26 protein-coding genes are annotated in these 25,782 nt (G+C 71.0%); 8 read left to right on the forward strand and 18 right to left on the reverse strand.

All coding sequences use genetic code 11. The features are described 5' to 3' along the window. Positions 1–62: 62 nt before the first annotated feature. Positions 63–983: a carbohydrate kinase family protein gene (locus tag FHX82_RS09640; protein WP_145938971.1), complete on the reverse strand. Its 921-nt coding sequence runs from the start codon at positions 981–983 to the stop codon at positions 63–65. 54 nt (positions 984–1,037) lie between these two features. Beyond that, complete coding sequence (locus tag FHX82_RS09645; protein ID WP_145938972.1) at positions 1,038–1,643, reverse strand: TetR/AcrR family transcriptional regulator; 606 nt, start codon at positions 1,641–1,643, stop codon at positions 1,038–1,040. A 64-nt stretch (positions 1,644–1,707) separates the two neighbouring features. Between FHX82_RS09645 and FHX82_RS09650 the strand changes: the two genes are divergently transcribed. Continuing rightward, positions 1,708–2,841 (forward strand): acyl-CoA dehydrogenase family protein, encoded by a 1,134-nt coding sequence (locus FHX82_RS09650; RefSeq protein ID WP_145938973.1) that lies wholly within the window; start codon positions 1,708–1,710, stop codon positions 2,839–2,841. Between the two features lie 586 nt (positions 2,842–3,427). On the opposite strand, the gene FHX82_RS09655 is transcribed toward FHX82_RS09650, so the two are convergent. The 15 genes from FHX82_RS09655 to FHX82_RS09725 form a co-directional block, all read right to left on the reverse strand. Then, positions 3,428–4,639, reverse strand: a complete 1,212-nt coding sequence (locus FHX82_RS09655) for an amidohydrolase (RefSeq protein WP_145938922.1) — start codon at positions 4,637–4,639, stop codon at positions 3,428–3,430. Positions 4,640–4,662: 23 nt separating this feature from the next. After that, a complete protein-coding gene (locus FHX82_RS09660) occupies positions 4,663–5,571 on the reverse strand; it encodes an aldose 1-epimerase family protein (protein WP_145938923.1) in 909 nt (302 codons plus the stop codon). 10 nt (positions 5,572–5,581) lie between these two features. Beyond that, entirely contained in the window at positions 5,582–7,105 is a 1,524-nt protein-coding gene (locus FHX82_RS09665; protein ID WP_145938924.1) for a S53 family peptidase, read from the reverse strand. A 69-nt stretch (positions 7,106–7,174) separates the two neighbouring features. Beyond that, a complete protein-coding gene (locus FHX82_RS09670; RefSeq protein ID WP_145938925.1) occupies positions 7,175–7,588 on the reverse strand; it encodes a YbaB/EbfC family nucleoid-associated protein in 414 nt (137 codons plus the stop codon). Continuing rightward, positions 7,578–7,868 (reverse strand): hypothetical protein, encoded by a 291-nt coding sequence (locus tag FHX82_RS09675; protein WP_145938926.1) that lies wholly within the window; start codon positions 7,866–7,868, stop codon positions 7,578–7,580. The genes FHX82_RS09670 and FHX82_RS09675 overlap by 11 nt, the downstream gene beginning before the upstream one ends. Beyond that, positions 7,865–8,935, reverse strand: a complete 1,071-nt coding sequence (locus FHX82_RS36885) for a C40 family peptidase (protein ID WP_229880420.1) — start codon at positions 8,933–8,935, stop codon at positions 7,865–7,867. The genes FHX82_RS09675 and FHX82_RS36885 overlap by 4 nt, the downstream gene beginning before the upstream one ends. A gap of 11 nt (positions 8,936–8,946) precedes the next feature. After that, a complete protein-coding gene (locus FHX82_RS09685) occupies positions 8,947–9,267 on the reverse strand; it encodes a hypothetical protein (RefSeq protein ID WP_145938927.1) in 321 nt (106 codons plus the stop codon). 46 nt (positions 9,268–9,313) lie between these two features. Next, positions 9,314–10,540: an MFS transporter gene (locus FHX82_RS09690; RefSeq protein ID WP_373308593.1), complete on the reverse strand. Its 1,227-nt coding sequence runs from the start codon at positions 10,538–10,540 to the stop codon at positions 9,314–9,316. A 694-nt stretch (positions 10,541–11,234) separates the two neighbouring features. Beyond that, positions 11,235–11,906 (reverse strand): pyridoxamine 5'-phosphate oxidase, encoded by a 672-nt coding sequence (gene pdxH / locus FHX82_RS09695; protein WP_145938929.1) that lies wholly within the window; start codon positions 11,904–11,906, stop codon positions 11,235–11,237. Between the two features lie 102 nt (positions 11,907–12,008). After that, positions 12,009–12,731 carry an urease accessory protein UreD gene (locus FHX82_RS09700; RefSeq protein ID WP_145938930.1) on the reverse strand — a complete coding sequence of 241 codons (723 nt, stop codon included), beginning with the start codon at positions 12,729–12,731 and terminating at the stop codon, positions 12,009–12,011. Continuing rightward, complete coding sequence (gene ureG / locus FHX82_RS09705; protein ID WP_145938931.1) at positions 12,728–13,417, reverse strand: urease accessory protein UreG; 690 nt, start codon at positions 13,415–13,417, stop codon at positions 12,728–12,730. Before ureG ends, FHX82_RS09700 begins: the two co-directional genes overlap by 4 nt. Next, entirely contained in the window at positions 13,407–14,087 is a 681-nt protein-coding gene (locus FHX82_RS09710) for an urease accessory protein UreF (RefSeq protein ID WP_145938932.1), read from the reverse strand. Before FHX82_RS09710 ends, ureG begins: the two co-directional genes overlap by 11 nt. Beyond that, positions 14,087–15,805, reverse strand: coding sequence for an urease subunit alpha (locus tag FHX82_RS09715; RefSeq protein WP_145938933.1), 1,719 nt, complete (start codon positions 15,803–15,805; stop codon positions 14,087–14,089). Before FHX82_RS09715 ends, FHX82_RS09710 begins: the two co-directional genes overlap by 1 nt. Beyond that, a complete protein-coding gene (locus tag FHX82_RS09720; RefSeq protein ID WP_145938934.1) occupies positions 15,802–16,089 on the reverse strand; it encodes an urease subunit beta in 288 nt (95 codons plus the stop codon). The genes FHX82_RS09715 and FHX82_RS09720 overlap by 4 nt, the downstream gene beginning before the upstream one ends. A 9-nt stretch (positions 16,090–16,098) precedes the next feature. Continuing rightward, the gene (locus tag FHX82_RS09725; protein WP_145938935.1) at positions 16,099–16,401 is read right to left on the reverse strand and encodes an urease subunit gamma; all 303 of its coding nucleotides are present in this window, start codon (positions 16,399–16,401) and stop codon (positions 16,099–16,101) included. 253 nt (positions 16,402–16,654) lie between these two features. Here FHX82_RS09725 and FHX82_RS09730 point away from each other — a divergent pair, with 253 nt between their 5' ends. The 7 genes from FHX82_RS09730 (at position 16,655) to serC (ending at position 24,695) form a co-directional block, all read left to right on the forward strand. Continuing rightward, the gene (locus tag FHX82_RS09730) at positions 16,655–17,803 is read left to right on the forward strand and encodes a citrate synthase 2 (RefSeq protein ID WP_145938936.1); all 1,149 of its coding nucleotides are present in this window, start codon (positions 16,655–16,657) and stop codon (positions 17,801–17,803) included. Between the two features lie 81 nt (positions 17,804–17,884). Continuing rightward, complete coding sequence (locus tag FHX82_RS09735; RefSeq protein ID WP_145938937.1) at positions 17,885–18,721, forward strand: ABC transporter ATP-binding protein; 837 nt, start codon at positions 17,885–17,887, stop codon at positions 18,719–18,721. 26 nt (positions 18,722–18,747) lie between these two features. Further along, complete coding sequence (locus FHX82_RS09740; RefSeq protein WP_261377317.1) at positions 18,748–19,479, forward strand: ABC transporter permease; 732 nt, start codon at positions 18,748–18,750, stop codon at positions 19,477–19,479. After that, on the forward strand, positions 19,443–20,612 hold the full coding sequence (locus FHX82_RS09745) for a sensor histidine kinase (RefSeq protein ID WP_229880417.1): 1,170 nt from the start codon (positions 19,443–19,445) through the stop codon (positions 20,610–20,612). The genes FHX82_RS09740 and FHX82_RS09745 overlap by 37 nt, the downstream gene beginning before the upstream one ends. Further along, the gene (locus tag FHX82_RS09750; protein ID WP_145938940.1) at positions 20,609–21,229 is read left to right on the forward strand and encodes a response regulator; all 621 of its coding nucleotides are present in this window, start codon (positions 20,609–20,611) and stop codon (positions 21,227–21,229) included. Before FHX82_RS09745 ends, FHX82_RS09750 begins: the two co-directional genes overlap by 4 nt. A gap of 24 nt (positions 21,230–21,253) precedes the next feature. Next, entirely contained in the window at positions 21,254–22,606 is a 1,353-nt protein-coding gene (locus FHX82_RS09755; protein WP_145938941.1) for a serine hydrolase domain-containing protein, read from the forward strand. A 964-nt stretch (positions 22,607–23,570) separates the two neighbouring features. Further along, positions 23,571–24,695: a phosphoserine transaminase gene (serC, locus tag FHX82_RS09760; RefSeq protein WP_145939065.1), complete on the forward strand. Its 1,125-nt coding sequence runs from the start codon at positions 23,571–23,573 to the stop codon at positions 24,693–24,695. On the opposite strand, the gene FHX82_RS09765 is transcribed toward serC, so the two are convergent. Further along, complete coding sequence (locus tag FHX82_RS09765) at positions 24,603–25,727, reverse strand: glycosyltransferase 87 family protein (protein ID WP_229880415.1); 1,125 nt, start codon at positions 25,725–25,727, stop codon at positions 24,603–24,605. The genes serC and FHX82_RS09765 overlap by 93 nt on opposite strands. Between the last annotated feature and the right edge of the window lie 55 nt (positions 25,728–25,782).

Below are 25,782 nucleotides of genomic sequence, written 5' to 3' on the forward strand. Positions count from 1 at the left end.
AGTCGAATACCGGGGTTTCGCGCAGCCATTGTGTTACCCAGAGCAAACCGTTGGGATCAGTTTCACACCATTTCCGCGGCCCTGGGCGGCTCGGCGCCGCTCCGGGACACGGTGATCGCCGCGGCGCGGGCCGCGTAGCCGAGCGCGGCCTCCCAGTCGGCGGCGCCGAGCTGCGTGACCGCGCCCACATTCCGCTCGTGCAGCCACGCCAGCAGTGCGCCCTGGACGGTGTCCCCGGCGCCGATCGTGTCGACGAGGTGGGCGGGCGCGGAAGGCACGAACACCTCGTGCGCCGCGGTGTGCACAGCGATCCCGTCGGCACCCTGGGTGAGCACGACGGCGTCGACACCGGCGTCGAGCCACCCCTTCGCGGCGGTCACCGGGTCCGCGCCGCCGGCGAGCCACGCGGCGTCCTCCACGGAGAGCTTCAGCAGCCGCACGTCGGCGAGCCACGACAGGAACCGCTCCCGGTACGCGTCGGCGTCGGGGATGAGGTCGGCGCGGATGTTCGGGTCGAGCGCCGTGAGCACCCCGCGCTCGGCCTCGCGGCGCAGGATCGTCTCGTACGTCGTGGCGCCGGGTTCTAGCACCATGCCGAGGGTGCCGAGGCACAGCACGCTCGCTTCGGCGGGCAGCGGGCCGGGGTCCGCCACGAGCCGGTCCGCGGTGCCCTCGGTGTAGAAGGTGTAGCTCGCCGAGCCGTGCTCGTCGAGCGCGACGACGGCGAGCGTGGTGGGCTCGTCCCCGCCCTGCACCATCGATATGTCGACTCCCGAGTCGGTGAGCCGCTGCCGCAGCGCCTGCCCGAAGCGGTCTCCCGAGATGCGGGACAGGAACGCCGTCGGCGCGCCCAGCCGCGCGGCGGCGAGCGCCACGTTGTACGGGCCGCCGCCGAGCCTCGGCTCCAGCGCGCGCAGCCCACCGTCCACTTCGGATTTGCCGGGCACCAGGTCGACCAGCGCCTCTCCACCCACCACGATCACGTCCGGAATGCTAACCCGGCAGCCCCGGCGTCGAGCCGGATCTGTCCCTTCCTGTCACGGACGAGAGGCGATTCCCCCCAGAAGCAGTTCCGACAGCGCGGTGAAGGCTTCAGCGTCCGACACCCCCGTGCGGGCGCCGACGACCCCGGTCTGGATGGCCTCGACGAGCACCGCGGCCATCTCGGCGATGAGTGTGGCGTGCACCTCGCGGAACACCCCGTCCTCCACCCCCCGCTTGATGAAGCTCCGGATTCGGGCGGCGGCGGCGCGGCTGTTCAGCTCGTACGCGGCCCGGGCGGGCGCGAAGTCGTTGATGTCCCGCATGAACGCCGGGGACGCGCGGTTGAGGTACTCGGAGATCCCGGCGAGGTAGGCGCCGATGATCTCCCGCGCGTCGGACAGGTCGGCGATGCGCGCCTCCAGCACGTCCGCCGCGCCTTTGAAGAAGTGCGCCACGACGCGGACGGCGAGCTGCTCCTTGCTCGGCGCGAGCGCGTAGAGCGTCGACTTCGAGCAGTGCATCTTCGCCGCGAGGTCGTCGAGGGTGAACTGCACGAACCCCTCAATGAGGAAGAGCTCCTCCAGCTCGGCGAGCAGCGCTCGCTGCCGGGCGGTCAGCTGCCTGCCTCCCGGCGGGCGCAACGGAACTCGGTCTGTCACACGCACACCGTATGTGCTGTACTGGTGATGATTACGCAGTACTGTTCAGGGTACGGAGGCTGGTATGCCCGTCGAGCGGCTGTTGCCCGACCGTGAGTCCGCGGACCTGCTCGCGCTGGCCACCGAGCTGGCCCGGGAGGAGCTCAAGCCGCGCGCGGCGGAGTACGAGGAGGCGGAGCGCTTCCCGCGGGAGCAGTTCCGGACGCTGGGCAAGGCCGGGCTGCTGGGCCTGCCGTACCCGGAGCGGTGGGGTGGCGGCGAGGTGCCGTACGAGGTGTACCTGCAGGTGCTGGAGGAGATCGCGGCCGCGTGGATGTCGGTCGGCGTGGGCCTGTCGGTGCACACGATGTCGTGCTTCGCGCTGGCGTACCACGGCACGGACGAGCAGCGGGACCGGTGGCTGCCGTCGATGGTGGAGGGCGAGCTGCTGGGGGCGTACGCGCTGTCGGAGCCGCACGCGGGCTCGGACCCGGCGTCGCTGTCCACGCGGGCCCGGCGCGACGGCGAACAGTTCGTCGTGAACGGCACCAAGGCGTGGATCACGCACGGCGGTCAGGCGGACTTCTACGCGACGATGGTCCGCACCGGGGAGGACGCGATCTCGTGCCTGCTGGTCGACGGCGGCACGCCGGGCCTGGCGGCCGCGCCTCCGGAGCGGAAGATGGGACTGACGGGTTCGACGACCACGCAGCTGATCTTCTCGGATGCCCGCGTGGACGCGGACCGGTTGCTCGGGGCCGAGGGCGCGGGCCTGCGCATCGCACTGTCCTCTTTGGATTCGGGGCGGCTCGGCATCGCGGCGTGCGCGGTGGGCCTGGCCCAGGCCGCGCTGGACGAAGCGGTGGCCTACGCGAAGGGCCGGAGCCAGTTCGGCAAGCCGATCATCGAGTTCCAGGGACTGGAGTTCCTGCTGGCGGACATGGCGGCGGCGGTCGATTCGGCGCGCGCCACGGTCCTGGACGCCGCCCGCAGGCGTGACCGGGGCATGCCCTTCCGCCGCCAGGCATCGATCGCGAAACTGGTGGCGACGGACGCGGCGATGAAGGTGACGACGGACGCGGTGCAGGTCCTTGGCGGGGCGGGTTACACGAGGGACTTCCCGGTGGAGCGGTACATGCGGGAGGCGAAGGTGCTGCAGATCTTCGAGGGCACGAACCAGATCCAGCGGTTGGTGATCGGACGCGAGTTGCGGCGGTAACCACCGCCCCAACCCCCGAGAGTTGGGTGATCATCCCGTCGCCTGAACTCGCACCATCACTTTGAGGAGCAGCCGCAACATCCGTGCTCGCCGGAGCTTGACATGCCAACCTTGCGGCTGGTCCTCAAAGTGATATGCACAAACCGCAGGCGACGGGATGATCACTCAACTCGACCACCCACCCGAGGTGAGATCCCTTGGGGCCCCATCATCCTGGAGCCTGCCCGCCGGCGAGGCATTCTTTTGTCTTTCGTCCCGCAGTCCCAGCGTGGTCACCCGCTGTGGGCCGGGCGTGGCCGCCCTCCAATGCCCGGCCCACCCCCGCCCCTCGCCTTTGAGGGTTCGACGGTTGCCTCGCCGCCTCAAGGGCGCCTTCGGCGTCGCTTCGCGATGAGCAAGCTCACCCTTGACCCGACGAGCCAACCGCCAAGTGCAGCTGGGGACGAGGGGCGGGGGAGATCCGGGCGGTGGTCCTTGCCGCTCGCGTTCGCCTCGCGGGGTCACCGTGGGGGACGGGGGAGGCCGGGCGGGTGCGGGGCTGGGTTTCGTCGCCGAGTATCCGCGGCGAAGGTGACCGTGCTGGCTGCTACTCCCTGTACCGCCGTTCCTTCACCACGCCTTCGCCTTTGGCCTCGTCGAAGTGGTAGACCTCGCGGCCCCTCACGAAGACCCTCAGGGCGCGGTTCATGACGTCCAGCGGGTCACCTGACCAGATGACCACGTCCGCGTCCAGGCCCGGCTTCAGGGAACCGATCCGGTCGTCCAGGCCCAGCATGCTCGCCGGGTTCACGGTGAGCGCGCGGAGAGCCGCGTCGGGGTCGAGGCCGTCCTTCACCGCCAGCGCCGCCTGGTAGACGAGGAAGTTGATCGGCACCACCGGATGATCCGTGGTGATCGCCAGCTTGACGCCCGCCCGCGCGAGGATGCCCGCCGCGCGCAGGGAGCGGTTGCGCAACTCCACCTTCGAGCGCGTCGTGAACAGCGGGCCGAGGATGACCGGCACCTCCTTCTCCGCCAGCACGTCCGCGATCAGGTGCCCCTCGGTCCCGTGGTTCACCACCAGTTTGTAGCCGAACTCCTCCGCCAGCCGGATCGCCGTCACGATGTCGTCGGCCCGGTGCGTGTGCTGGTCCCAGTACAGGTCCCCGTCGAGCACCTCCGCGAGGGTCTCCATCGTGAGGTCCGTGTCGAACGGCTTGCCCTCGTCGCGCGCGTGATCACGCTGCGCCGCGTAGTTCTGGGCCTTCGTGAACGCCTCGCGGATGATCGCGGCGACACCCAGCCTCGTCGACGGCGTCTGCTTCTTGTCACCGTAGATGCGCTTCGGGTTCTCGCCCAGCGCGCTCTTCACGCTGACGTGCTCGGCGAACACCATGTCCAGGATCGTGCGACCCCACGTCTTGACGCCGATCGTGCGACCGCCGATCGGGTTGCCCGAGCCCGGCTTGACGACGACGCTCGTGACCCCGCCGGAGAGCGCGTCGTCGAAACCGATGTCGAATGGGTCGATGCCGTCGACCGCGCGGAAGCGGGCGCCGTTCGGGTCGGTCATCTCGTTGGTGTCGTTGCCCGACCAGCCCTCGCCCTCCTCGTGCACCCCGAGGTGGACGTGCGCGTCGAAGAACCCGGGCAGCACCCACGAACCGGCGGCGTCGATCAGCTCGGCGTCCTCCGGAATGTCGACATCGGCGTCCGGGCCGACCGCGACGATCCTGCCGTCCTCGATGAGGACCGTGCCCCCGTCGATCGGCGCCCCGTCGACCGGCACCACGTAACCGCCCACAATCGCGCTCACCATGGTCCGACACGCTAATCGAGGGCTCAGACCTGCACGCGAACGCCCCAGCTGCCGGTCCACGACGTGCCGGGCTCCAGCTCGATCAGGTCCGTGCCCGAGTTCAGCGCGTCCGCCGGGCACGTCATCGGCTCGATCGCGATCGCCCGGCCCCGGCCCACCAGGTCCTCCGGCGTGAACACCTGCACCCACCGGAAGTCCGGGTCCGTCCACACGTCCACGCTCTGCTCGCCGTACGACAGCACGTGGTGGTGCCGCCCGTCCGCCCCCGGCGTCAACCCGCCGAACGCGGTGTCCAGGTCGACCTGCCCGACGAGCGTGCCGCGGCGGAAGTCGTACTCTGTGCCCTCGACGTCCTGCTCCGGGCCGTACGGCAACTGCTGGTCACCGACGTACGGCCGGACGCGTGTCGCCGACAGGGTCAGCGTCAACTCGTCCGTCGGCACGTCACCGATCCGGAAGTACGGGTGCGTGCCCACGCCGACACCGATCGCGGACTCTCCCTCATTGCGGATCTCGTGCGTGACGGTCAGTTCACGCGGCGCCAGCGCGTACGTGATGCGTGCGTGCAGCGGCACCGGCCAGCCCTGCTGCCGCTCCACCTCGATCTCGAACGTGATCGACGACTCCGCGTGCTCCACGAGTGTCCACTCGCGACGGCGCGTCAGGCCGTGGATCGCGTTGCCCCGCGCCTCCTCGGTGACCTCCAGCTGCTGCTTCTCGCCCTGGTAGGTCCACTCGGCGCCCTTGGTGCGGTTCGGCCACGGCAGCAGGACCTGGCCCGCGCCCTTGGGCGGCTTGGCGTCCTCGGGGAACGTCTCGACGTAGGGCACGCCGTTGATCTCGAACGCCCGCAGCCCGGCGCCGATCTCGGTGACCACCGCACGCGCACTGCCTCGGACGATCTCGAACTGCTGTCCAGTGGGGTTGACCATGCCCCGGAGACTATCCGCGCAGCGCCGCCAGCAACGCCTCGCCGTCCGGAGTGCCCAGACCCGTGCACGGGTCCCAACCGGGACCGGCCTGGTAGTCGCCGTTGTTGCCGCTCGTGATGTCCCGGAAGGTCGCCTTCGCCGCGTCGGCGTAGAGCAGCGTCTGCGCCAACCCGAGCGGACGCCCGAGGCTCTGCGCGAGCCGGGCCACCAGGGCGGCCCACAACGGCGCCACCGCGCTGGTGCCGCCGTAGACGAGCGACTGCCCGTCGACGAGGACCTGGTAACCGGTCTCGGGATCGGCGACCGCCGAGACGTCCGGCACCCCGCGCCCGGTGCGGCCGTCCGCACGCTGGGGCACGCCCGCGTCCTGCTGGTAGTCGGGCAGGTCGAACACCCCGCTGACCCCGCCACCGGTGGCGCCGCCGCCGCTGTTCCACACCACCTCGTCCTCGCCGCTGAGCGTCGTGCCGCCGCACGCGAGGGCGTGCGGACTGCTCGCCGGGAAGTCGGTGTGCGGCTTGCCGTCGTTCTGCCCGTCGCTGCTGCCGTTGTCACCCGCCGCGACGGTGACCGTGACGCCCAGCGCGGCGGCGTCGGCGAGCGCCGCGTCGAATGCCGTGCGGGCCTGCTCGGTCCACTGGTCCTCCGACGAGCCCCAGCTGATGCTGACCGCCACCGGCGTCGGGTCCGCGTGCACCGCCGTGCTGAGCGCGTCGAGGAAACCCTGGTCGGTGTTGGGCGCGAAGTACACGACCTGGTTCGCCTTCGGGGCGAGCGCTCCGGTCACCTCGATGTCGAGCAGGACCTCGCCGTCGGCGGAACTCGCGTCCTGCGAGGGCGAGTTCTTCCCGCCGTCCACGCCGACGGCCGTGACCGACGGCGGCGTGAGGCCGAGCCCCTGGAAGTACGTCGTCAGCTCCTCGGGGCGGAAGCCGCCGCCCAGTTCGAGGATCGCGATGGTCTGCCCGGTGCCGTCGGTGCCCGCCGGGAACTTGTAGGTGCTGCCGAGCTGCACCGGCGTGTACGACACCGAGGACGACTGGGCGGGCAGGAAGTGCGGGCGCGCCACCGGCCGGTCGTCCAGGCCCAGCACCGCCACCACCCGGCCGGCCAGCGCCGCGGGCACTCGCAGCTCGCCGACACGTGCCCGGTGCTCCACCGGCGCCCCGGTCCACGGGTCGGCGCTGCGCACGAAACCCAGCTCCGTGCCGAAGAGCGCGCCGGCCGCCGAGGCGGGGCCGGCGAAGGTGATGCGCCGCGACCCGTGGTGCTCGTCGAGCACTTCGAGTCCGGCCTCCGTCAGGGCCGCGCGGACCGCGTCCGCGTCCGCGGGGTCGGCCCCGTGCCGGTCCGCGAGCTGTTGCGCTGTCAGGGTTTCCGGCCCGAAGACGAGCTCGGCGGGCAGTTCCGCGCGGCGGCGGAGCACGACGGTGGCGATGACCCGGTCGTCGGCGGTGGCGGGGCGCAGCGACTCGGCGCCGGGGATTTCGGCGCGGGCGCTGCCGGGGATGGCGGCGAACTCGGAGCTCGGCATGGCGCCATGATCGCACACGATCCTGTGCGGACCACCGGTCACGATTCGGTGACAGTCCTCATAGGACAGTCAGTCCTCGATGACCCGCCAGCGGTGGGCGTTCGGGTCGACGCCGGGGGTGTAGGGCACCACGTCCGGCTCCGGATCGGGCCGCAGGCCCGCCGAGCGCATCATCTCCAGCGCGGCCGCGTCGCCGAGGGCGTCACCCAGGACGTTGACCCCCTCGGCCAGCGCCGCCTGCTGCGCGCGGTGCGACAGCGCCACGATCGCCTCGCCGAGCGCGTCCGGGCCCAGTGACAGCGCGGACTCGTCGAGCTTCAGCTCCTTCAGGCCGCCGTGCACGTCGACGGTGACCTGCACGTTCTCGTCGGCGTTGTAGGCCCAGCCGCGCACCGCCGCCAGCCGTGCGGGCAGCTCCTCGGTGACCCGCAGGCGTTCCTCGGCGTCGGCGAGCAGGCGGTCGGCCGTGCGTCTATCGGTCATCGCGGGTCCAGTCGCGGTCGAAGTCGTCGTCGGAGGCCAGCTCCGGGTCGTACCCCAGGCCGAGCGCCTCCGAAACGCGGGCATCGCGGCCCAACGTCTGCGCGTACCGCTGGTTCGCCTTCGCCGTGGCGCGCGTGGCGACGTCGACCACCGTCCGCGCGAGGTACGACGCGCCGTACCGCATCGCCTGCGGGGTCAGCTTCACCGACCGCAGCCGACCGCCGACGCCGACCTCCACGGTCACGCCGTCGGCGGATGCCTTGCCGATGATGTCGCTCATGCCGACGGCCTGAACACGCCCAGCAAAGGCTCGCCCGCGTTGCTCGTGCGCAGCGGCACGACGTGGCAGACGTCGCCGGTGTGCGGCTCCTCGACCATCTGCCCGTTGCCGATGTACATCGCGACGTGCCCGCTCCAGATGACCAGGTCACCGGGCTGGATGTCGTTGATGTCGACCTTCTGCCCGACCGTCTGCGTCGCCGCGGTGCGCGGGATCTTCAACCCCGCCTGGCTGTACGCCCACTGCGTCAGCCCGCTGCAGTCCATGCCCTTGTTCGGGTCCGTGCCGCCCCACACGTACGGCAGGCCGAGCCGCGACAGCGCCGCGCGCACGGCGATCGCCGCCCGCTCGTTCGGCGCCGACACCGTCTGGCCGCCGGGCAGCTTGATCTGTGATCCGCTGCCGTACTGGTCCGACGGCGGGAACGTGATCGCGGACCCGGTGGACGCCGCGCCACCACCGCCGCCGCTGTACCCGCCACCGCCTCCGCCGCCACCGCCGGTTCCGCTGGCGCGCGTGCCGAGCGGCCCCGCGGGGGGCGCGGACGCCGGGACGGTGGCGTTCAGGCCGTTCACCAGGTCCTGCAGGCGGCCCTTGGCCGCGTTGACGATGTCCGCGGCCTCCTTCGCGTACTTCGCGGACATCCCCGCGAGCACCGCGCGGGCCTGCATCTCCGCACCCGGGTCGGTGCTGCTCGCCGCCGCGTTGACGAGGGTGCGGGCGTCCGCGTCGAACTCCGTCAGCAGCGACTGGCACTGCTGCTGCGCGTCCTTGACCAGGCTGGTGGCGTCGCCGATGGTCTGTGCCGTCTTCGACGCCCAGGTGGCGGCGTCGTCGAGGGCCTGGGTGTGTTCCTTGGCCTTGACGCCGAACAGGTCACCGCGGGCGCCGACCCAGTTGCCCTGCAGGCTGGTGGCCTCGGCCTGGTGCCGGGTGCCGTAGTCGGCGAGCGTGCGGGACAGCGAGGTCAGGTCGGCCTGCGCCTTGTCGGCGGCGCCGGTGTCCCCCTCCAGCTTGTCCGCGGCCTCCTTGATCGGCGCCTCGTACGGCGCCAGGTCGATCGCCACGTGCGTTCCCCTCAGCCCAGAATCCGGCGGAACTGGTCGCCGAACAGCTGCTCGTCGGCCTCGTAGTCGCCCTTCGCGGTGTGCACCGACTGCCCCAGGTCGTGGACGCTGCCGGCCACCGAGTGCACGTGGGTGTGCATGCGGTCGAGGTGGTCGGTGAGCGAGCCGTGCAGCCCGCTCTCGTGCCCGAGGTCGCCGAACAGGTTGCCGGGCAGCGAGAGGTTGCCCGCCAGGTGGTTCTTCGCGGCGCCCACGATCTCGTCCGAGAGCGCACCGGCACGCGTGTGGTATCGGGCCAGGTCGGCGGTGTCGACGGAGATCCCTTCAGCCATGTCGCCATGGTGCCCCATCGGGAGGCTCCGTGTGGGGCGAACGCCGCTATTCGACCACCGCGGTGGCGCGGTACCGCCAGAACGCGGGCAGCAGCGCGATCGCGATGGCGATCAGCACGATGACCAGCGCACCACCGCCGGCGGCCGCGGCGGCGGTCCCGACGGCGGCGCCCGTCCAGCCGTGCGTGACGTCGGCGATGCGCGGCCCGCCCGCCACGACGACCGTGAACGCGCCCTGCATCCGGCCGCGCATCTCGTCGGTGGCGGCGGCCTGCAGAATGGACTGGCGGTAGATGGCGCTGACCATGTCGGCGGCCCCGGCGAGGATCAGGAATCCGGTGGCCAGCCACAACGCGTGCGACAGCCCGAACCCGACGACGAACGCGCCCCACGCGCAGATGGCCACCACGACGGCGACCCCCTGGCGGCGGATGCGGCCGAGCCAGCCGGAGAACAACCCGATGACGACCGAGCCGATCGGGATGGCCGCGTACAGCCAGCCCAGCGCGAGCCCACCGCCGGGCGGGTCACCGAACGTGCGCTCGGCCATCTCCGGGAACAACGCACGCGGCATGCCCGCGACCATCGCGACGATGTCCACGACGAAGCTCGCGAGCAGCACCTTCTGCATGCCCATGTAGCGGAACCCGTCGAGCACGTCCCGCAACCCGGCGCGCCTCACCTGGCCGGACAGCGGAGGCATCGACGGCAGGCGCCAGACGGTGTAGAGCGTGAGCAGGAGGGCGATCGTGTCGATCAGGTAGAGCGTCGGCAGGCCCAGCACGGGCATCAGCGCACCCGCCGCCATCGGGCCGAAAATGGTGCCGAACTGGTTCATCGTGCCGGAGAGGGCGGTCGCCGCGGGCAGCAGCTCGGGCGCCACGAGCCGGGCGACGATCGCGCTGCGCGTGGGCATGTTGATCGCGAAGAATGCCTGGTTGGCCGCGAGGAGCGCCAGGACGACCCACACCGAGCCGATGTTCAGCCAAGCTTGCAACCACAGCAGCGCCGAGACGATCGCGATCCCGGTGTTGCCGACGAGCAGCAGCTTCCGCCTGTCGACGGTGTCGGCGATCGCCCCGCCCCACAACCCGAAGACCAGGAGAGGAACGAGCGCGACGGCGCCGGTCAGCCCCACCCACGCGGACGACCCGGTGAGGTCGAAGACCTGCTTGGGCACCGCAACGGTGGTCAACTGCGAGCCGATCGCGGTGACGGCCGTACCGATCCACAACCGCCGGAACGCAGGCACCCTCAACGGCTGGGTGTCGATCACAACCGACCCGAACCGCTTGCGTTTACTACCGACCCCCGCCTCGACACTCACAACCAACCAGGTTAGCGGAGCTAAGTAGTTGGACGACTGTGATTTCCACTGAGTGGTGGGGGTGCACCCGGCGCGGCGACTTCGCCGTGGTCACCTTCGCCGTGGTCACCTTCGCCGTGGTCACCCGCCGACGAAAGCCGCCCGGCACACGCCCAGGCCTCCCCCGTCCCCGATCCCCAGCTGCATTAGCGGTTGGCTCACCGGGTCAAGGGTCGCGCAGCGATCGCGAAGCGACGCCGAAGGCGCCCTTGACGCGGTGAGCCAACCGTTAAACGATCAAGGGAGAGGGGCGGGGGTGGCCGGGCGGAACGAGGGCGCCCAGCGCCCGGTCAAGTCCGCACCCACGCCGACCACGGCTCACGCGCGCAGGCGCGGGTTCAAAGATCAAAAGAATGCCTCGCCGGCGGGCAGGCTCCAGGATGATGGGGCCCAAAGGGATCTCACCTTGGGGTGGGTGGTCGAGTTGAGTGATCATCCCGTCGCCTGCGGTTTGTGCATATCACTTTGAGCCAGACCCGCAAGGTTGGCATGTCAACTCACGCGAGCACGAGGGTTGCGGGCCTGGCTCAAAGTGATGGTCCGCTTTCAGGCGACGGGATGATCACCCAACTCTCGGGGGTTCCTTCAAAGCACCCGCCCCTTACGGGGCCACCCTGTCCACTCGCCAGCCGTCGTGCGTCCTTACGAAACGCAGCCTGTCGTGGAGGCGGTTGCGTTGTCCCTGCCAGAACTCGACCGTGTCCGGCTTGATGCGCCAGCCGCCCCAGTGTGGCGGGAAGGGGATCTTCTCCGCGTCGGCGAAGCGGCGCTCGATCGACGACAGGGCGTTGTCCAGCTCGCGCCTGCTGCGCACCACCTGCGACTGCGGCGACGCCCACGCGCCCAGCTGCGAACCGCGCGGGCGGGACGCCCAGTACTCCGCCGTCTCCGCCACGTCGACCTTCTCAACCTCGCCGCGCACCGTCACCTGGCGGTGCAGGGGGTACCAGGGGAACGTCGCCGACGCGTAGCGCGTGACGCTCAGGTCGTGGCTCTTCGCCGAGGTGTAGTTCGTGTAGAAGACCACGCCCCGCTCGTCGAGGCCCTTGCACAGCACCGTGCGCGAGGACGGCCTGCCCTCCGCGTCGGCGGTGGCCAGCACCATCGCGTTCGGCTCCGAGACCCCCGCGGCGATCGCCTGGTTCAGCCACTCCTGCAGCTGTTCCGTCCAGCTGCCCGCCAGATCGGACTCGTCCAGGGAATCTCCTTCGTAGGCCACCCGCATTCCGGGCAGCCGAACCGCCACGTCGTCGATGTTCCCGACCTCCGGCATGAGCCAACCTCCGCGCCTGGTGAAACGCACGAGTGAGACAAGTGGATGAAGCTTGACGTTAGGGCCTGCGACGCCTGCGCGAAACCCGCCGAACGGTGACCCCTACCACGGTGCGTGTCCCAGCAGAGATCTGGCTCGATCAAGATCCCGGTGCGCGGTCACCGCATCGGGTGCCAGGGCGGTGATCAACGCACCGCACGCCGCGAGCGGGGTCACCGACCACCAGTCGCCGCCCGCGGCCTTGACCGGTTCCTGCCCGACCGACAGCTCCGTCGCGAGCACCCGCCGTCCCGCGAGGTGGGCGACGCCGTTGTCGAGCACGCCGACGTCCAGCGTCTGGTGCAGCACCGGCACGCCACCGGCCACCACCCGCTGCGTGCTGCGCAACTGTCCGGCTCGCTCGTTCACCCGGCCCAGCACGAGCACCTCGCGGGTCCGCAGCTTCGCCTCCGCGTCCAGGGTCGCGAACAGCTCCGCCGTGTGCCGCGCCCGCGCCGTGACGACCGTCGGCTCCGGCAGGTACTCCAGCACCCCGCCGCGCTCGATTTCCACCCGGACGGTCGACCGGCTACCACCCTCCCGGTGCCCCGGCAGGGCCAGCGTCGCCGCCACGCCCGACAGCCGCAGCCGCGCCCCGGCCCCGACCCGGACGGTCAGCGTCAGCTCGTCCCCGCCCAGCGGCGCCGTCGCCGAGCTGACCAGGTGCACCACGGCGTCGCCACCGGTGCGCTTGGGCAGCAGGGTCAGCGGCGACATCGACCGCAGCTCCCGCAGCACCGTGCGGCCGCCGCGGCACTCGGCGACCAGCCGGGCCTCCGCCCTCATGCCAGCTGCTTGCGGACCCAGCCGGCGACCTCGGGCGCGTCCGGGGTGTCCACAAGGGACTGCGTGATCACTGGCAGCTCGCCGCGCATCCGGTGCGCGTCGGACGTCATCACGGTCAGGTCGGCGCGGACGAGGTGCGCGATGTCGATCTTGTTGATCACCAGCAGGTCCGCCGTCGTGACGCCGGGGCCGCCCTTGCGCGGCACCTTGTCGCCGCCCGCGACGTCGATCACGAACACCTGGCTGTCGGCCAGCCCCCGGCTGAACACGGCGGTCAGGTTGTCGCCGCCGCTTTCGATGATCACCAGTTCCAGCCCGGGGAACCGCTCCTCCAGCCGCTCGACGGCGTCGAGGTTCGCGGTGATGTCGTCGCGGATCGCGGTGTGCGGGCAGGCACCGGTCTGCACCGCCTCGATGCGCTCGGCGTCGAGCACGCCCGCGCGGCGCAGGAAGTCGGCGTCCTCGGTCGTGTAGATGTCGTTGGTCACCACCGCCAGGTCGATCTCGTCCACGAGCGCCCGGCACAGCGCGGCGACCAGCGCCGTCTTGCCGCTGCCCACCGGACCGCCGATGCCGATCCGGAACGCGCGGCCGTGCTTCGGCGACGCCTCGTGGGAGTCGGGCTCGGACACCGTGGGGTCGAAGTTGATCGCGTGGCCGTGGCCGTGACCGTGTTCAGCTGGCAAAGAGACGCACCTCTTCCTCGTGGTGCCGAAGGTGTGCTTCGGCGAGCAGGTCCAGCGCCGGCGCGCTGGGCGCAGGCAGGTCGGCGGGGTCCGCGCCCGCGGTCGCGGCCGCCTCGTCGGCGACGGCCTCCAGCTGCGGGGCGAGCCGCACCACCAGCGCGTTCACGGTGAGCGGGTCGAACCCCAGCAGCCGCACGGCCGCGCTCGCCGGACCGCTCACCGCGAGGTACGCGAGCGTCAACGCGGTGTCGCGCGGCGCAGCGCCACCGGCACCCGCCAGCGCACCGGTGATGATCGGGTGGTGCGGCCGCGGGGTGACGGCGAGCAGCTTTCCCACCGCGGGCCAGGCGATCCGGCCCGCCCGCGCGGTGCCCCGGCCCTGCGCCCGCGACGCCTCCCGCTGCGCGTGCGACGGCGTGCGGGCGTCGAGTTCGGCGTCCAGCCGCAGCCAGTGTCCACTTGCGACATTACGCCGCACGGCATGTGCCGACGCCGCGCCGAAAGCTGCCGCGAGTAGTCCTGCTGTCCACAAACGACTGTGCAGAAACGGCGGCAGGTCCCGCTCGGTGGTCACCAGCTTCCGCGCGACGACCTCCTCCAGCCCGCCCGAATGGACGTGACCCCCGCCAGGGAAGCGGGAGTCGGCCAGCAGCAACGCGGTGACGTCCATCAGAACAAGAAGTACCGTTGGGCCATCGGCAGTTCCGCCACCGGTCGCGGCTCGATCAGCTCCCCGTCGACGTGCACGGCGAAGCTGTCCGGGTCCACCTGGACGTCCGGCAGCGCGTCGTTGAGCAGCATGTCCGCCTTGCCGATCGACCGCGTGTCCGAGATCGCCACCAACCGTCGCCGCAGCCCGAACGTGCCCGCGACATCGGCCTCGATCGCCGCCTCCGTCACGAAGTGCAGGCTGGTCTCGGCGGCGACCGACGGCTGCGCGCCGAACATCGGCCGCGCGAGCACCGGCTGCGGCGTCGGGATGGACGCGTTCGCGTCGCCCATCGCGGCCCACGCCGGAAAACCGCCCTTGAGCACCACATGCGGGCGCACCCCGAAGAACTTGGGCTCCCACAGCACGAGGTCGGCGAGCTTGCCGACCTCCACCGACCCGATCTCGTGCGCCATGCCGTGCGCGATCGCCGGGTTGATCGTGTACTTGGCGACATAACGACGAGCCCGCAGGTTGTCCGCCGCGCCGTCACCGGGCAGCGCGCCGCGCCGGGCCTTCATCACGTGCGCGGTCTGCCAGGTCCGGATGATCACCTCGCCGATCCGGCCCATGGCCTGCGAGTCGGAGCTCATCATCGAGATCGCGCCCAGGTCGTGCAGCACGTCCTCGGCGGCGATCGTCGTCGGCCGGATGCGGCTCTCGGCGAACGCGAGGTCCTCGGGCACCGACGGGTTGAGGTGGTGGCACACCACGAGCATGTCGAGGTGCTCTTCGAGCGTGTTGACCGTGTGCGGGCGCGTCGGGTTGGTGGACGAGGGCAGCACGTTGGGCAGCGAGACGACCTTGATGATGTCCGGCGCGTGCCCGCCGCCGGCGCCTTCGGTGTGGTACGCGTTGATCGACCGGCCACCGATGGCGTCCACAGTGGACTCGACGAACCCGGCCTCGTTGAGCGTGTCGGTGTGGATGGCGACCTGCGCGCCGTACTCCCCGGCGACAGTGAGCGCGGCGTCGATCGCGGCGGGCGTCGAACCCCAGTCCTCGTGCAGCTTGAGCCCGCCCGCCCCGGCTTCGAACTGCTCGCGCAACGCCTCGTGCCGGACGGTGTTTCCCTTGCCCAGCAATAAAACGTTGACCGGCATGGCGTCCATCGCACGCAGCATCCGGCCCAGGTTCCATGCACCGGGCGTGACCGTGGTGGCCTTGCTGCCCTCGACCGGCCCGGTGCCGCCGCCGACGAGCGTCGTCAGCCCGGAGGCGAGGGCGGTGTCCACGAGCTGCGGGCAGATGAAGTGCACGTGGCAGTCGATGCCGCCCGCGGTGAGGATCTTCCCGTTGCCCGCCAGCACTTCCGTGGACGGCCCGATCACCAGCGCGGGGTCCACGCCGTCCATCGTGTCGGGGTTGCCCGCCTTGCCGATGCCGACGATGCGCCCGTCACGGATTCCGACGTCGGCCTTGACCACGCCCCAGTGGTCGAGGACGACCGCGCCCGTGATGACCAGGTCCGGCGCGCCCTCCGCGCGCGTGGCCATGCCCTGCCCCATCGACTCGCGGATGACCTTGCCACCGCCGAAGATCACCTCGTCCCCGGCGGCCGCGCCCATGCTGCGGTCCTCGGTGACCTCGATCAGCAGGTCGGTGTCCGCGAGCCGGATCCGGTCCCCGACCGTCGGGCCGAACAGTTCGACGTAGCGCTCGCGCTCGACGCGGCTCATCGCTGCAGCCCCGGCACGACCCCGCGACCCGCCAGCGGCACCAGCTCCACCTCGCGGTCCACGCCCGGCTCGAAGCGCACCGACGTCCCCGCCGGGATGTCGAGCCGCTTGCCCTGGGCCGCGTCGCGGTCGAAGTCGAGCGCCGAGTTGGTCTGCGCGAAGTGGAAGTGCGAACCGACCTGCACGGGCCGGTCGCCGGTGTTCACCACGCGCAGGGTGGTGCGCGGGCGGCCCGGGTTCAGCTCGACGGGCGCCGCGGCCGGGATGATCTCGCCAGGGTGCACGGGATTCTCCTAGACGATCGGGTCGTGCACGGTCACGAGCTTCGTGCCGTCCGGAAAAGTGGCCTCCACCTGCACCGAGTCGACCATTTCGGGAATGCCGGGCAGCACCTGGTCGCGGGAGAGCACGCTGCGCCCGCCCGCCACGAGGTCGGTCACGCTCAGCCCGTCCCGCGCGCCTTCGAGCACGTAGTCGGTGATCAGCGCGACGGCCTCGGGGTGGTTCAGCTTCACGCCGCGTTCGAGCCGCCGCCGCGCCACGTCGGCAGCGACGTGGATGAGCAGTTTGTCCCGTTCCTGGGGGCTCAGGTGCATGAGCCAGGTCTATCACCACGGAGGCACCTCCGAGGCGCCGAGAAACACAGGATTTACACGGATGGGGGCGGCCGACGCTGAATCGTTCTCGTAATCGTGACCGAAACCACCACATCTTTCGATTGCCACCCGGGCGGCGGGGGTGCATGGTTTGGGCATCCGTGCGACGAGGCGCGTTCCGGCGCCGCACTCGTGCGAGTAGGCCAGACGCAAGGCAAACGTCGGGGAACGCGCATCGAAAGGTCTTCTCACCGTGACTACCTCAGCGCCTGTTGCTAACAGCCAGCCTGCTTCCGAGCCGGACGACGGGTTCAAACCCGGACTGGAGGGCGTGGTCGCCTTCCGCACCGAGATCGCCGAACCCGACCGCGACGGCGGCGCGCTGCGCTACCGCGGCGTGGACATCGAGGACCTGGCGGGCAAGGTGAGCTTCGGCGACGTCTGGGGCCTGCTGGTCGACGGCAACTTCAGCACGCCGCTGCGGCCCGACGAACCGTTCCCGCTGCCCGTGCACACCGGCGACGTCCGGGTGGACGCGCAGGCGGCGCTCGCGATGGTCGCGCCGATCTGGGGCTTCAAGCCGCTGCTCGACATCAGCGACGCCGAGGCCCGCGACAACCTCGCGCGCGCTTCGGCGATCACGCTGTCCTACATCGCCCAGTCCGCGCGCGGCGTCGGCGTACCCGCGGTGCCGGAGTCCAGGGTGGACGAAGCAAGCACCATCACCGAGCGGTTCCTGGTCCGCTGGCGCGGCGAGCCCGACCCGGCGCACGTCAAGGCGCTGGACGCGTACTGGGTGTCCGCCGCCGAGCACGGCATGAACGCCTCCACCTTCACCGCGCGCGTCATCGCCTCCACCGGCGCCGACGTCGCGGCCGCCATGTCCGGCGCGATCGGCGCGATGTCCGGCCCGCTGCACGGCGGTGCGCCCGCGCGCGTGCTGCCGATGATCGAGCAGGTCGAGCAGACCGGCGACGCCCGCAAGGTGGTCAGCGGCATCCTCGACCGCAAGGAGCGGCTGATGGGCTTCGGACACCGGGTGTACCGGGCCGAGGACCCGCGTGCCCGCGTGCTTCGCCGCACCTGCAAGGAACTGGGCGCCGAGCGGTACGAGGTGGCCGAGGCGCTGGAGCAGGCCGCGCTGTCGGAGCTGCGCGAGCGGCGCCCCGACCGTCCTATCGAGACGAACGTGGAGTTCTGGGCAGCGGTGATCCTGGACTTCGCGAAGGTGCCGCCCGCCATGATGCCCGCGATGTTCACCTCCGCCCGCACCGCGGGCTGGGCGGCGCACATCCTGGAGCAGAAGCGCACCGGCAGGCTCATCCGCCCGTCGGCCACCTACGTCGGCCCGGCCCCGCGCCAGCCGCAGGAGGTCGAGGGCTGGGACAGCGTCGGCAAGTAGTGCGTGTCCACCGAAAGGTGGACAACGGGTTCAGTGGCCCGGGCGTTCCGGAAAGGGGTGCCCGGGCCGCAGTCTGTTCCCATGGAACCGGCAGTGCACGTGCGCGGACTGCGCAAGGAGTACCCGGGACACGTCGCGGTGCACGACGTGGACCTGGACATCGAGCGCGGTGAGGTGTTCGCGCTCCTCGGCCCCAACGGGGCGGGCAAGACGACGACGGTCGAGATCCTCGAAGGCCACCGCAAGCGGACGACGGGCACGGCGGAGGTCCTCGGCGAGGACCCGGGGACCGCGGGCCGCGACTGGCGGGCGCGGATCGGGATCGTGCTGCAGACCGCCACGGACGCGGCGCAGCTGACCGTCGCCGAGAGCGTGCACCACTTCGCGCGCTACTACGCGGATCCCCGCGACCCGGACGAGGTGATCGAGCGGGTCGGGCTGACGGACAAGGCACGCACGCGCGTGCGAGCGCTTTCCGGCGGGCAGCGGCGGCGGCTCGACGTGGCGCTCGGCATCATCGGCCGCCCGCAGCTGGTGTTCCTCGACGAGCCCACCACGGGCTTCGACCCCGAGGCGCGGCGCCGGTTCTGGGCGCTGATCCGCGCGCTCGCCGGCGAGGGCACCACGATCCTGCTCACCACGCACTACCTCGACGAGGCCGAAGCGCTCGCCGACCGCGTCGCGGTCCTCGCCGACGGGCGGATCGTCGCGCAGGACACGCCGTCGGCGCTCGGCGGCCGGTCCCGCGGCGAGGCGATGGTCCGGTGGCGCGACGAGAACGGGTTCCACGAGGAGCGCACGGCGTTCCCCACCAAGCTGGTCACCCAGCTGTCCGAGGGGCGTGAGCTCGCCGACCTCACCGTCACCCGGCTGAGCCTCGAAGACGTCTACCTTCGGCTGATCGGAGAGAACTCGTGATTGCGCTCGGTATCGCTCGCGGTGGAGTGGAACTGCGCCAGTTCTTCCGGCTCAAGGAAGCCGTGGTGTTCACGTTCACCCTGCCCGCGTTCCTCATGGTGCTGCTGGGTTCGATCTTCGGCGACGCGGCGCAGGCGTTCGCGGCGGGCATGATCGGTTCCGGCATCGTGTCGACGTCGTTCGTCAGCATGGGCGGCGGCATCGCGTCCGACCGGGAGGACGGCACGCTCAAGCGCCTGCGCGGCACTCCACTGCCCGCGACGTCGTACTTCCTCGGCAAGATCATCCTGGTCGCGGTGTCGAGCCTCGCGGAGGCCGTGCTCCTGCTGGCGGTCGCGAAGCTGCTCTTCGGGCTGAACCTGCCGTCCTCGCCGCACCGGTGGCTGACGTTCGGGTGGGTGTTCGTGCTCGGGGTGACCAGCTGCGCGTTGCTCGGGATCGCGGCCAGCTCGCTCGCGAGGTCGGTGACCGGCGCGGTCGCGATCATGAACCTGGTCTACGTGGCGTTGCAGTTCATCTCGGGCGTGTTCGTCACGCCCATCACGCAACTGCCGACCGTTATGGTCGACGCGGCTTCCTTCTTTCCGGTGAAGTGGATCTGCCAGGGCTTCCGCTCGGTGTTCCTCCCGGACGCCCTGGCGGCGAACGAGATGGCGGGGCGATGGGAACTGGGGACGGTGGCGCTGGTGCTCGGCGCCTGGTGCGTGGCGGGGCTCGTGCTGTGCCGGCTGACGTTCCGGTGGTCGAACAGCCGGTGAACGCGTGGCAGCGCTACCACTGGCTGTGGCACGTGCTCTTCGTGACCGACTACGTGGCCACGGTGGGGCTGCTGTCGGTCGTGCACGCCAGTCCCACTCAGTGGCTGGTGTCGTTCAGCGCCCTCACCGCGATCGGCGCGCTCTACGTCGTTCTCGGCCGCAAGGACCCGGAGGGCTGGCAGGCCGGGGTGTTCGGCGCGCTCGTCCTCGTGCTCGCCGTGGTGGCGATCCTGTCGAACGCGGCGGCGGGCCTGGCGCTGTTCTCGGTGTGCCCGATGCTGTTCATGGCGACGCCACTGCCGGTGGCGGTGCTCATGTCGGTACCGGCGATCATGGCACCGGTGCTGTCCGTGCTGGTCGATCAGGGCGCCGACTCTCCGGTGCTGAACTCGCTGCTGCCGATGTGCGTGATGTTCGTGGTGTTCGGCGTGTGCATCGGCCAGTGGTTCACCCGGGTGGTGCGGCAGAGCGAGGAGCGCGCCGACCTGATCGAACAACTCGAAGCGAGCCGGGCGGAGGTGTCGCGGCTGTCGCACGAAGCCGGGACTTCCGCCGAACGCGAGCGGCTGGCCCGCGAGATCCACGACACGCTCGCGCAGGGGTTCACCAGCATCGTCACGTTGCTGCAGGCGGTCGAGTCGGAGTGGGACGACGCGGCCGCGGTGCGCCGGCACGTGGCGCTCGCGGGCCGGACCGCGCGCGAGAACCTGACCGAGGCACGTGCGATGGTCGCCGCGCTCACCCCGGCCGCGCTCGGCGCCGGCACGCTGGAGGACGCGGTGCGGCGGCAGGCGGACCGGTTCGCCGAGGAAACCGGTGTCGAGGTCGTGTGCGAGGTGCCGGGACCGTTGCCCGCGTTGCGGACGGCGACGGAGGTCGTGCTGCTGCGGGCGGCGCAGGAATCGCTGACGAACGTCCGCAAGCACGCGGAAGCCCGGCACGTGTCGCTGGAACTCGTTGCGGCAGAAGGGAAAGCGCGCCTCACTGTGCGGGACGACGGCCGGGGCTTCGAGCCCGGATCGGCGGACGGCTTCGGTCTCGCGGGCATGCGCGCACGGGCGGAGCAGGTGGGCGGCTGCTTGTCCGTCCGAAGTGGACAGGGAACGACGGTGGTGGTGGAGGTGCCCGCGTGATCTCGGTGCTGCTGGTCGACGACCACCCGGTGGTCCGCGAAGGACTGCGCGGCATGCTCGAAGCCGAGCCGGACCTGACGGTGGTCGGCGAGGCGGGCTCGGGCGACGAGGCGGTGGCGGTCAACCTGGCTCGCTCACCCGACGTGATCCTGATGGACCTGCGGATGCCGGGGCTGGACGGGGTGGGCGCCACGCGCCGGATCCTGACCGACACCCCGGAGCGGCGGGTCGTCGTGCTGACGACGTACGAAACGGACGCGGACATCCTGCGCGCGGTCGAGGCGGGCGCGGCGGGCTACCTGCTCAAGGACGCGTCGCGGGCGGATCTCGCGGGCGCGATCCGCGCGGCGGCGCGGGGCGAAACGGTGCTGGCGCCGTCGGTCGCGGGCAAACTCGTGGCGCAGGTGCGCAATCCGGCGCCGCCCGCGTTGTCGGCGCGGGAGGTCGAGGTGCTCCGGCTGGTCGCGCGGGGGCTGACGAACGGTGAGATCGGGCGGGCGCTGCACATCGGCGAAGCGACGGTGAAGACGCACCTGCTGCGGGTGTTCGGCAAGCTCGACGTGTCGGACAGGACGGCGGCGGTGACCACCGCGATGGCCCGCGGCCTGCTGCCCTGAGCGGTGCTCGGCAGAATGGCGGCCATGCTTGTGACCACCGAGTCCGCCCTGCTCCGCCGTCTCGCCACCGAACAGGCCGCCGCGCGCGTGCCGTCGATCGTCGCCGCCGTGGTGCGGGACGGCGAGGTGGTGTGGTGGGGGGCGCGCGGTTCCGTCGACGGGACGCCGCCGGACGACGACACGCAGTACCGGCTGGGGTCGATCACGAAGTCGCTGGTGGCGGTGCTCGTGATGCGGTTGCGGGACGAGGGTCGCGTGGACTTGAACGACCCGCTCGAAAAGCACGTGCCGGGCACGAGTTTCGGTTCGTCGACGGTCGGGCAGCTGCTGTCGCACACGGGTGGGCTGACGGCGGAGTCGCCGGGTTCGTGGTGGGAGCGCACCCCGGGCGGGGACTGGGCGGCGTTGCAGGCGAGCCTGGCGTCGGATGCGGTGAAGAACCGGCCGGGGAGCCGATTCCACTATTCCAATGTGGGTTTCGGGGTGCTCGGTGAGCTGGTGGCGCGGCACCGGGGCCGCAGCTGGCTGGAGGCGTTGCGGGTCGAGGTGCTGGCGCCGCTGGGCATGACGCGCACGACGCCGCATCCGTCGGGCCGGCACGCGCAGGGGTATGCCGTGCACCCGTTCGCGGACCTGCTGTTGCCGGAGCCGAGCCCGGACGCGGGGGCGATGGCGCCGGCGGGCCAGCTGTGGTCGACGGTACGCGACCTGGCGCGGTGGACGTCCTTCGTCGGTGGGGACACCGGGGACGTGCTGAGGCCGGAGACGATGGCGGAGATGCGCGCGGTGGCGACCGTCGAGGACGGGGACAGCTGGACGTCGGGGTACGGGCTGGGGTTGCAGCTGGTGCGGCACCAGGGTCGACGGCTGGCCGGGCACACGGGTTCGATGCCGGGCTTCCTGGCGACGAACCTGGTCGACGAGGTGAGCGGGACCGGTGCGCTGGCGCTGGCGAACACCACGTCGGGGCCGGCGATCCTGGGGTTGGTGGTGGACTTGATCGGCTTGGCGGATGAGCACGAGCCGAAGCTGCCGCCGGAGTGGCGCCCGTCGGAGGTCGACAGGGGGCTGCTGGAGCTGACGGGCCTGTGGCACTGGGGCCCGACGCCGTACTTGTTGCGGTTGATCCCGGGAGACCTGTTCGAGCTGACGCCGGTCCGCGGTTCCGGCCGGGCTTCGCGGTTCCGCCGCGTGGGCCAGGACGAGTGGCTGGGTTTGGATGGGTATTACGCGGGCGAGACACTGCGGGTCGGACGCGGGGCGGATGGGGTGCCGTTGTATCTGGATCTGGTGACTTTCGTCTTCACGCGCACGCCGTTCGACCCCGCGGCACCGGTGCCGGGCGGCGTGGATGACGGCGGCTGGCGGGTGGAGTGACGGGGGGTGCTTGCGGTGGGGCTCGCGTGGGCGTGAACGGGCCGTTCATGCCTTGGTGGGCGCTCTTCGTCCCGTTCGGGTCTGCATGAACGGGCCGTTCATTGCTTCCCGAGTCTCTGCCCCTCCTCACGGTGGCATGAACGGGACGTTCATTGCTTCCCGGGACTCTGCCCCTCCTCACGACGGCATGAACGGACCATTCATTCCTTCCCGGGCCTTCGCCCCTCCTCACGACGGCATGAACGGACCATTCATTGCTTCCGGGCCTTCGGGTGGGCGCCCAGCGCACGCATGAATGGACCATTCACCCCTTTCAACGAGCGAAGCCCGGCCCATCCGCGCATGAATGGACCATTCATGCTTCCCCGGCCCTTGCGACGTTGGCTCGAAGCGCATGAACGGTCCGTTCACAGCACTGCGAGCCCCGCGCTCCCGGCAGCGCCCGCATGAACGGGCCATTCATGCCGTTGAAAGCCGCCCAGCCCCTTCTCGCGGCGGCATGAACGGGCCATTCATCCCTTCAGCTCCCCCGGCGCCGACCCGTATCCGCGTATACGGCCGTTCATCGCTTCGCCGACTCCCTGGCGGCAACCCCTACTCCATGAACGGTCCGTTCATCGCTCCACTGGCGATCTTCGTCCCATTCCACTCCGCATGAACGGACCATTCACCCCTCCCGGGGCTCGAACAGCGGCCCGTACCCGCATGAACGGGCCGTTCATCCCTTCGCCGACCTCTCGCTCCAGCCCATGCGCGAGTGAACGGGCCGTTCATGCCTTCCCCACCCGCACGCCAACCAACACCCGCCCCCTCGGCTCCCAGCACCCCAAGACCCACCCCGTCGCCCCCGACCTCCCACCCGCCGGACCACCACCCCGGGAAGCACACCCACCCCCGAAATCCCACCCTCCGAGATCCGTGACCTGCGCAACCCGCCGGAAACGCACCTGCGACACTGAAACCCATGAGCGCTGAGCTGACCATCCCCGCTGAACTCAAGCCCTCCGATGGGCGCTTCGGTTGCGGGCCCTCGAAGGTCCGGACGGAGCAGCTCGCCAACCTCGCCGCCGAGGGGGCGAAGTACCTGGGCACCTCCCACCGTCAGAAGCCGGTGAAGTCCCTGGTCGGGCGGGTCCGCGCGGGGTTGTCCGAACTGTTCTCCCTCCCCGACGGCTACGAGGTCGTCCTGGGCAACGGCGGCACCACGGCGTTCTGGGACGCCGCCGCGTTCGGGCTGGTCCGTGAGCGCTCCCAGCACTTCACCTACGGCGAGTTCTCCTCCAAGTTCGCGGCCGTCACCAAGGGCGCCCCGTTCCTCGCCGACCCGATCGTGGTCAAGGCCGACCCCGGCAGCGCGCCCGAAATCGCCTTCGAGCAGGGCGTCGACCTCGTCGGCTGGGCCCACAACGAGACCTCCACCGGCGTGGCCGTGCCCGTGCGCCGCCCCGCCGGCAGCGACGGCGCGCTCGTCGCCATCGACGCGACCTCCGGTGCGGGCGGCCTGCCCGTCGACGCCGAGGACTTCGACGTCTACTACTTCGCCCCCCAGAAGTGCTTCGCCTCCGATGGCGGGCTCTGGCTGGCCCTCATGTCGCCCGCGGCGCTCGACCGCGTCGCCGAGATCGGCGGCGGCGACCGCTGGGTGCCGGAGTTCCTGTCGCTCACCACGGCGCTCGACAACTCCCGCAAGGACCAGACGTACAACACCCCCGCGGTCGCGACGCTGTTCCTCCTCGCCGACCAGATCGAGTGGATCCTCGGCAACGGCGGCCTCAAGTGGGCCGTCGAGCGCACCAAGGACTCCTCGGATCGCCTCTACCAGTGGGCCGAGAAGACCAGCTACACCACGCCGTTCGTGCAGGACCCGGCGCTGCGCTCGCAGGTCGTCGGCACCATCGACTTCGTCGACGAGGTCGACGCGGCCGCCGTCGCCAAGACCCTGCGGGCCAACGGCATCGTCGACGTCGAGCCGTACCGCAAGCTGGGCCGCAACCAGCTACGCGTCGGCATGTTCCCCGCGATCGAGCCGGGCGACATCTCCGCGCTGACCAGCTGCATCGAGTACGTGGTGGAACGCCTGGAGAAGTAGCAGCACCAGCCCCGCGAGGACGTAACTCTCCCGCAGCGGCCAGAACCCGAAGTCCCACACCGGACTGACCACGAAGACGATGGTGAGCGGCACCGCCGCCCACCATCGTCTTCGCACGTACAGCACCAGGATCGCCGGCGCCATCCACACCCAGTGGTGCGTCCACGACACCGGTGAGACCAGCAGCGCGCCCGTCGCGCACACCAGCAGCGCCGACACCTCGTGCCTCGCCCGCGCGATCGCGAACACCGTCAACGCCAGCACCACGACCACGGCGAGCATCCACCAGCCCTGCCCCAGACCGAGCCGCGCCAGCGTGCCGCGCAGCGACTGGTTGCCGATGTACCCCGGGTCACCGATGCGCTCGCCCTGGAACACCAGCTTCGTCCAGTACTCCTTCGACGCGCCGGGCGCGATCACCCACGTCACCAGCGCGCACCCCGCGAACGTCGCCACCGCCCGCCCCGCCGCACGGAAATCCCGGCGCACCAGGAAGAACAGGACGAACGCGAGCGGCGTGAGCTTCACGGCCGCCGCCAGCCCGACGAGGTAGCCGCGTTGCCGGAGCGGACCCAGCACGTCCACTGCCACCAGGAGCATCAGCAGCACGTTCACCTGCCCGTAGCCGAGCGTCGCGCGCAACGGCTCGCTGAACAACGCGACGGCCTGCGCGGCGAGCACCACCGGCCCGGCCACCGTCAACCGCCTCTCGAACCGCCCCAGGCACAACGCCAGCACCGCGCCGAGCGCGAGCACTGACACCACGGTCAGCGCCACCAGCGAAACCCGCAGCGGCACCGTGAGCAGCGGCGCGAACGCGAGCGCCGCGAACGGCGGGTACGTGAAGGGAAGCCGCGTGCCGTCGTGGGTCGGCGGCAGCACGCCGTACGGGTCGCCGTGCTCAAAGAACGCCTGCGCGCCAAGGCGGTAGACGTCCAGGTCGAGCCCGTCGAGCCGCTTCCACACCAGCACCACCGCGATCAGCACGAGCTCCGCCGCGCACAGGACCGCGAGCACCCTTCGCCCCAGCACCGGGCAATCCTGCCCGAGAATCGCCTGTTCGTGACCGGCGGGGCCAGGCGTGTCC

It is taken from the genome of Amycolatopsis bartoniae (assembly GCF_014191255.1).
In the GTDB taxonomy this organism is placed as follows: domain Bacteria; phylum Actinomycetota; class Actinomycetes; order Mycobacteriales; family Pseudonocardiaceae; genus Amycolatopsis_E; species Amycolatopsis_E bartoniae.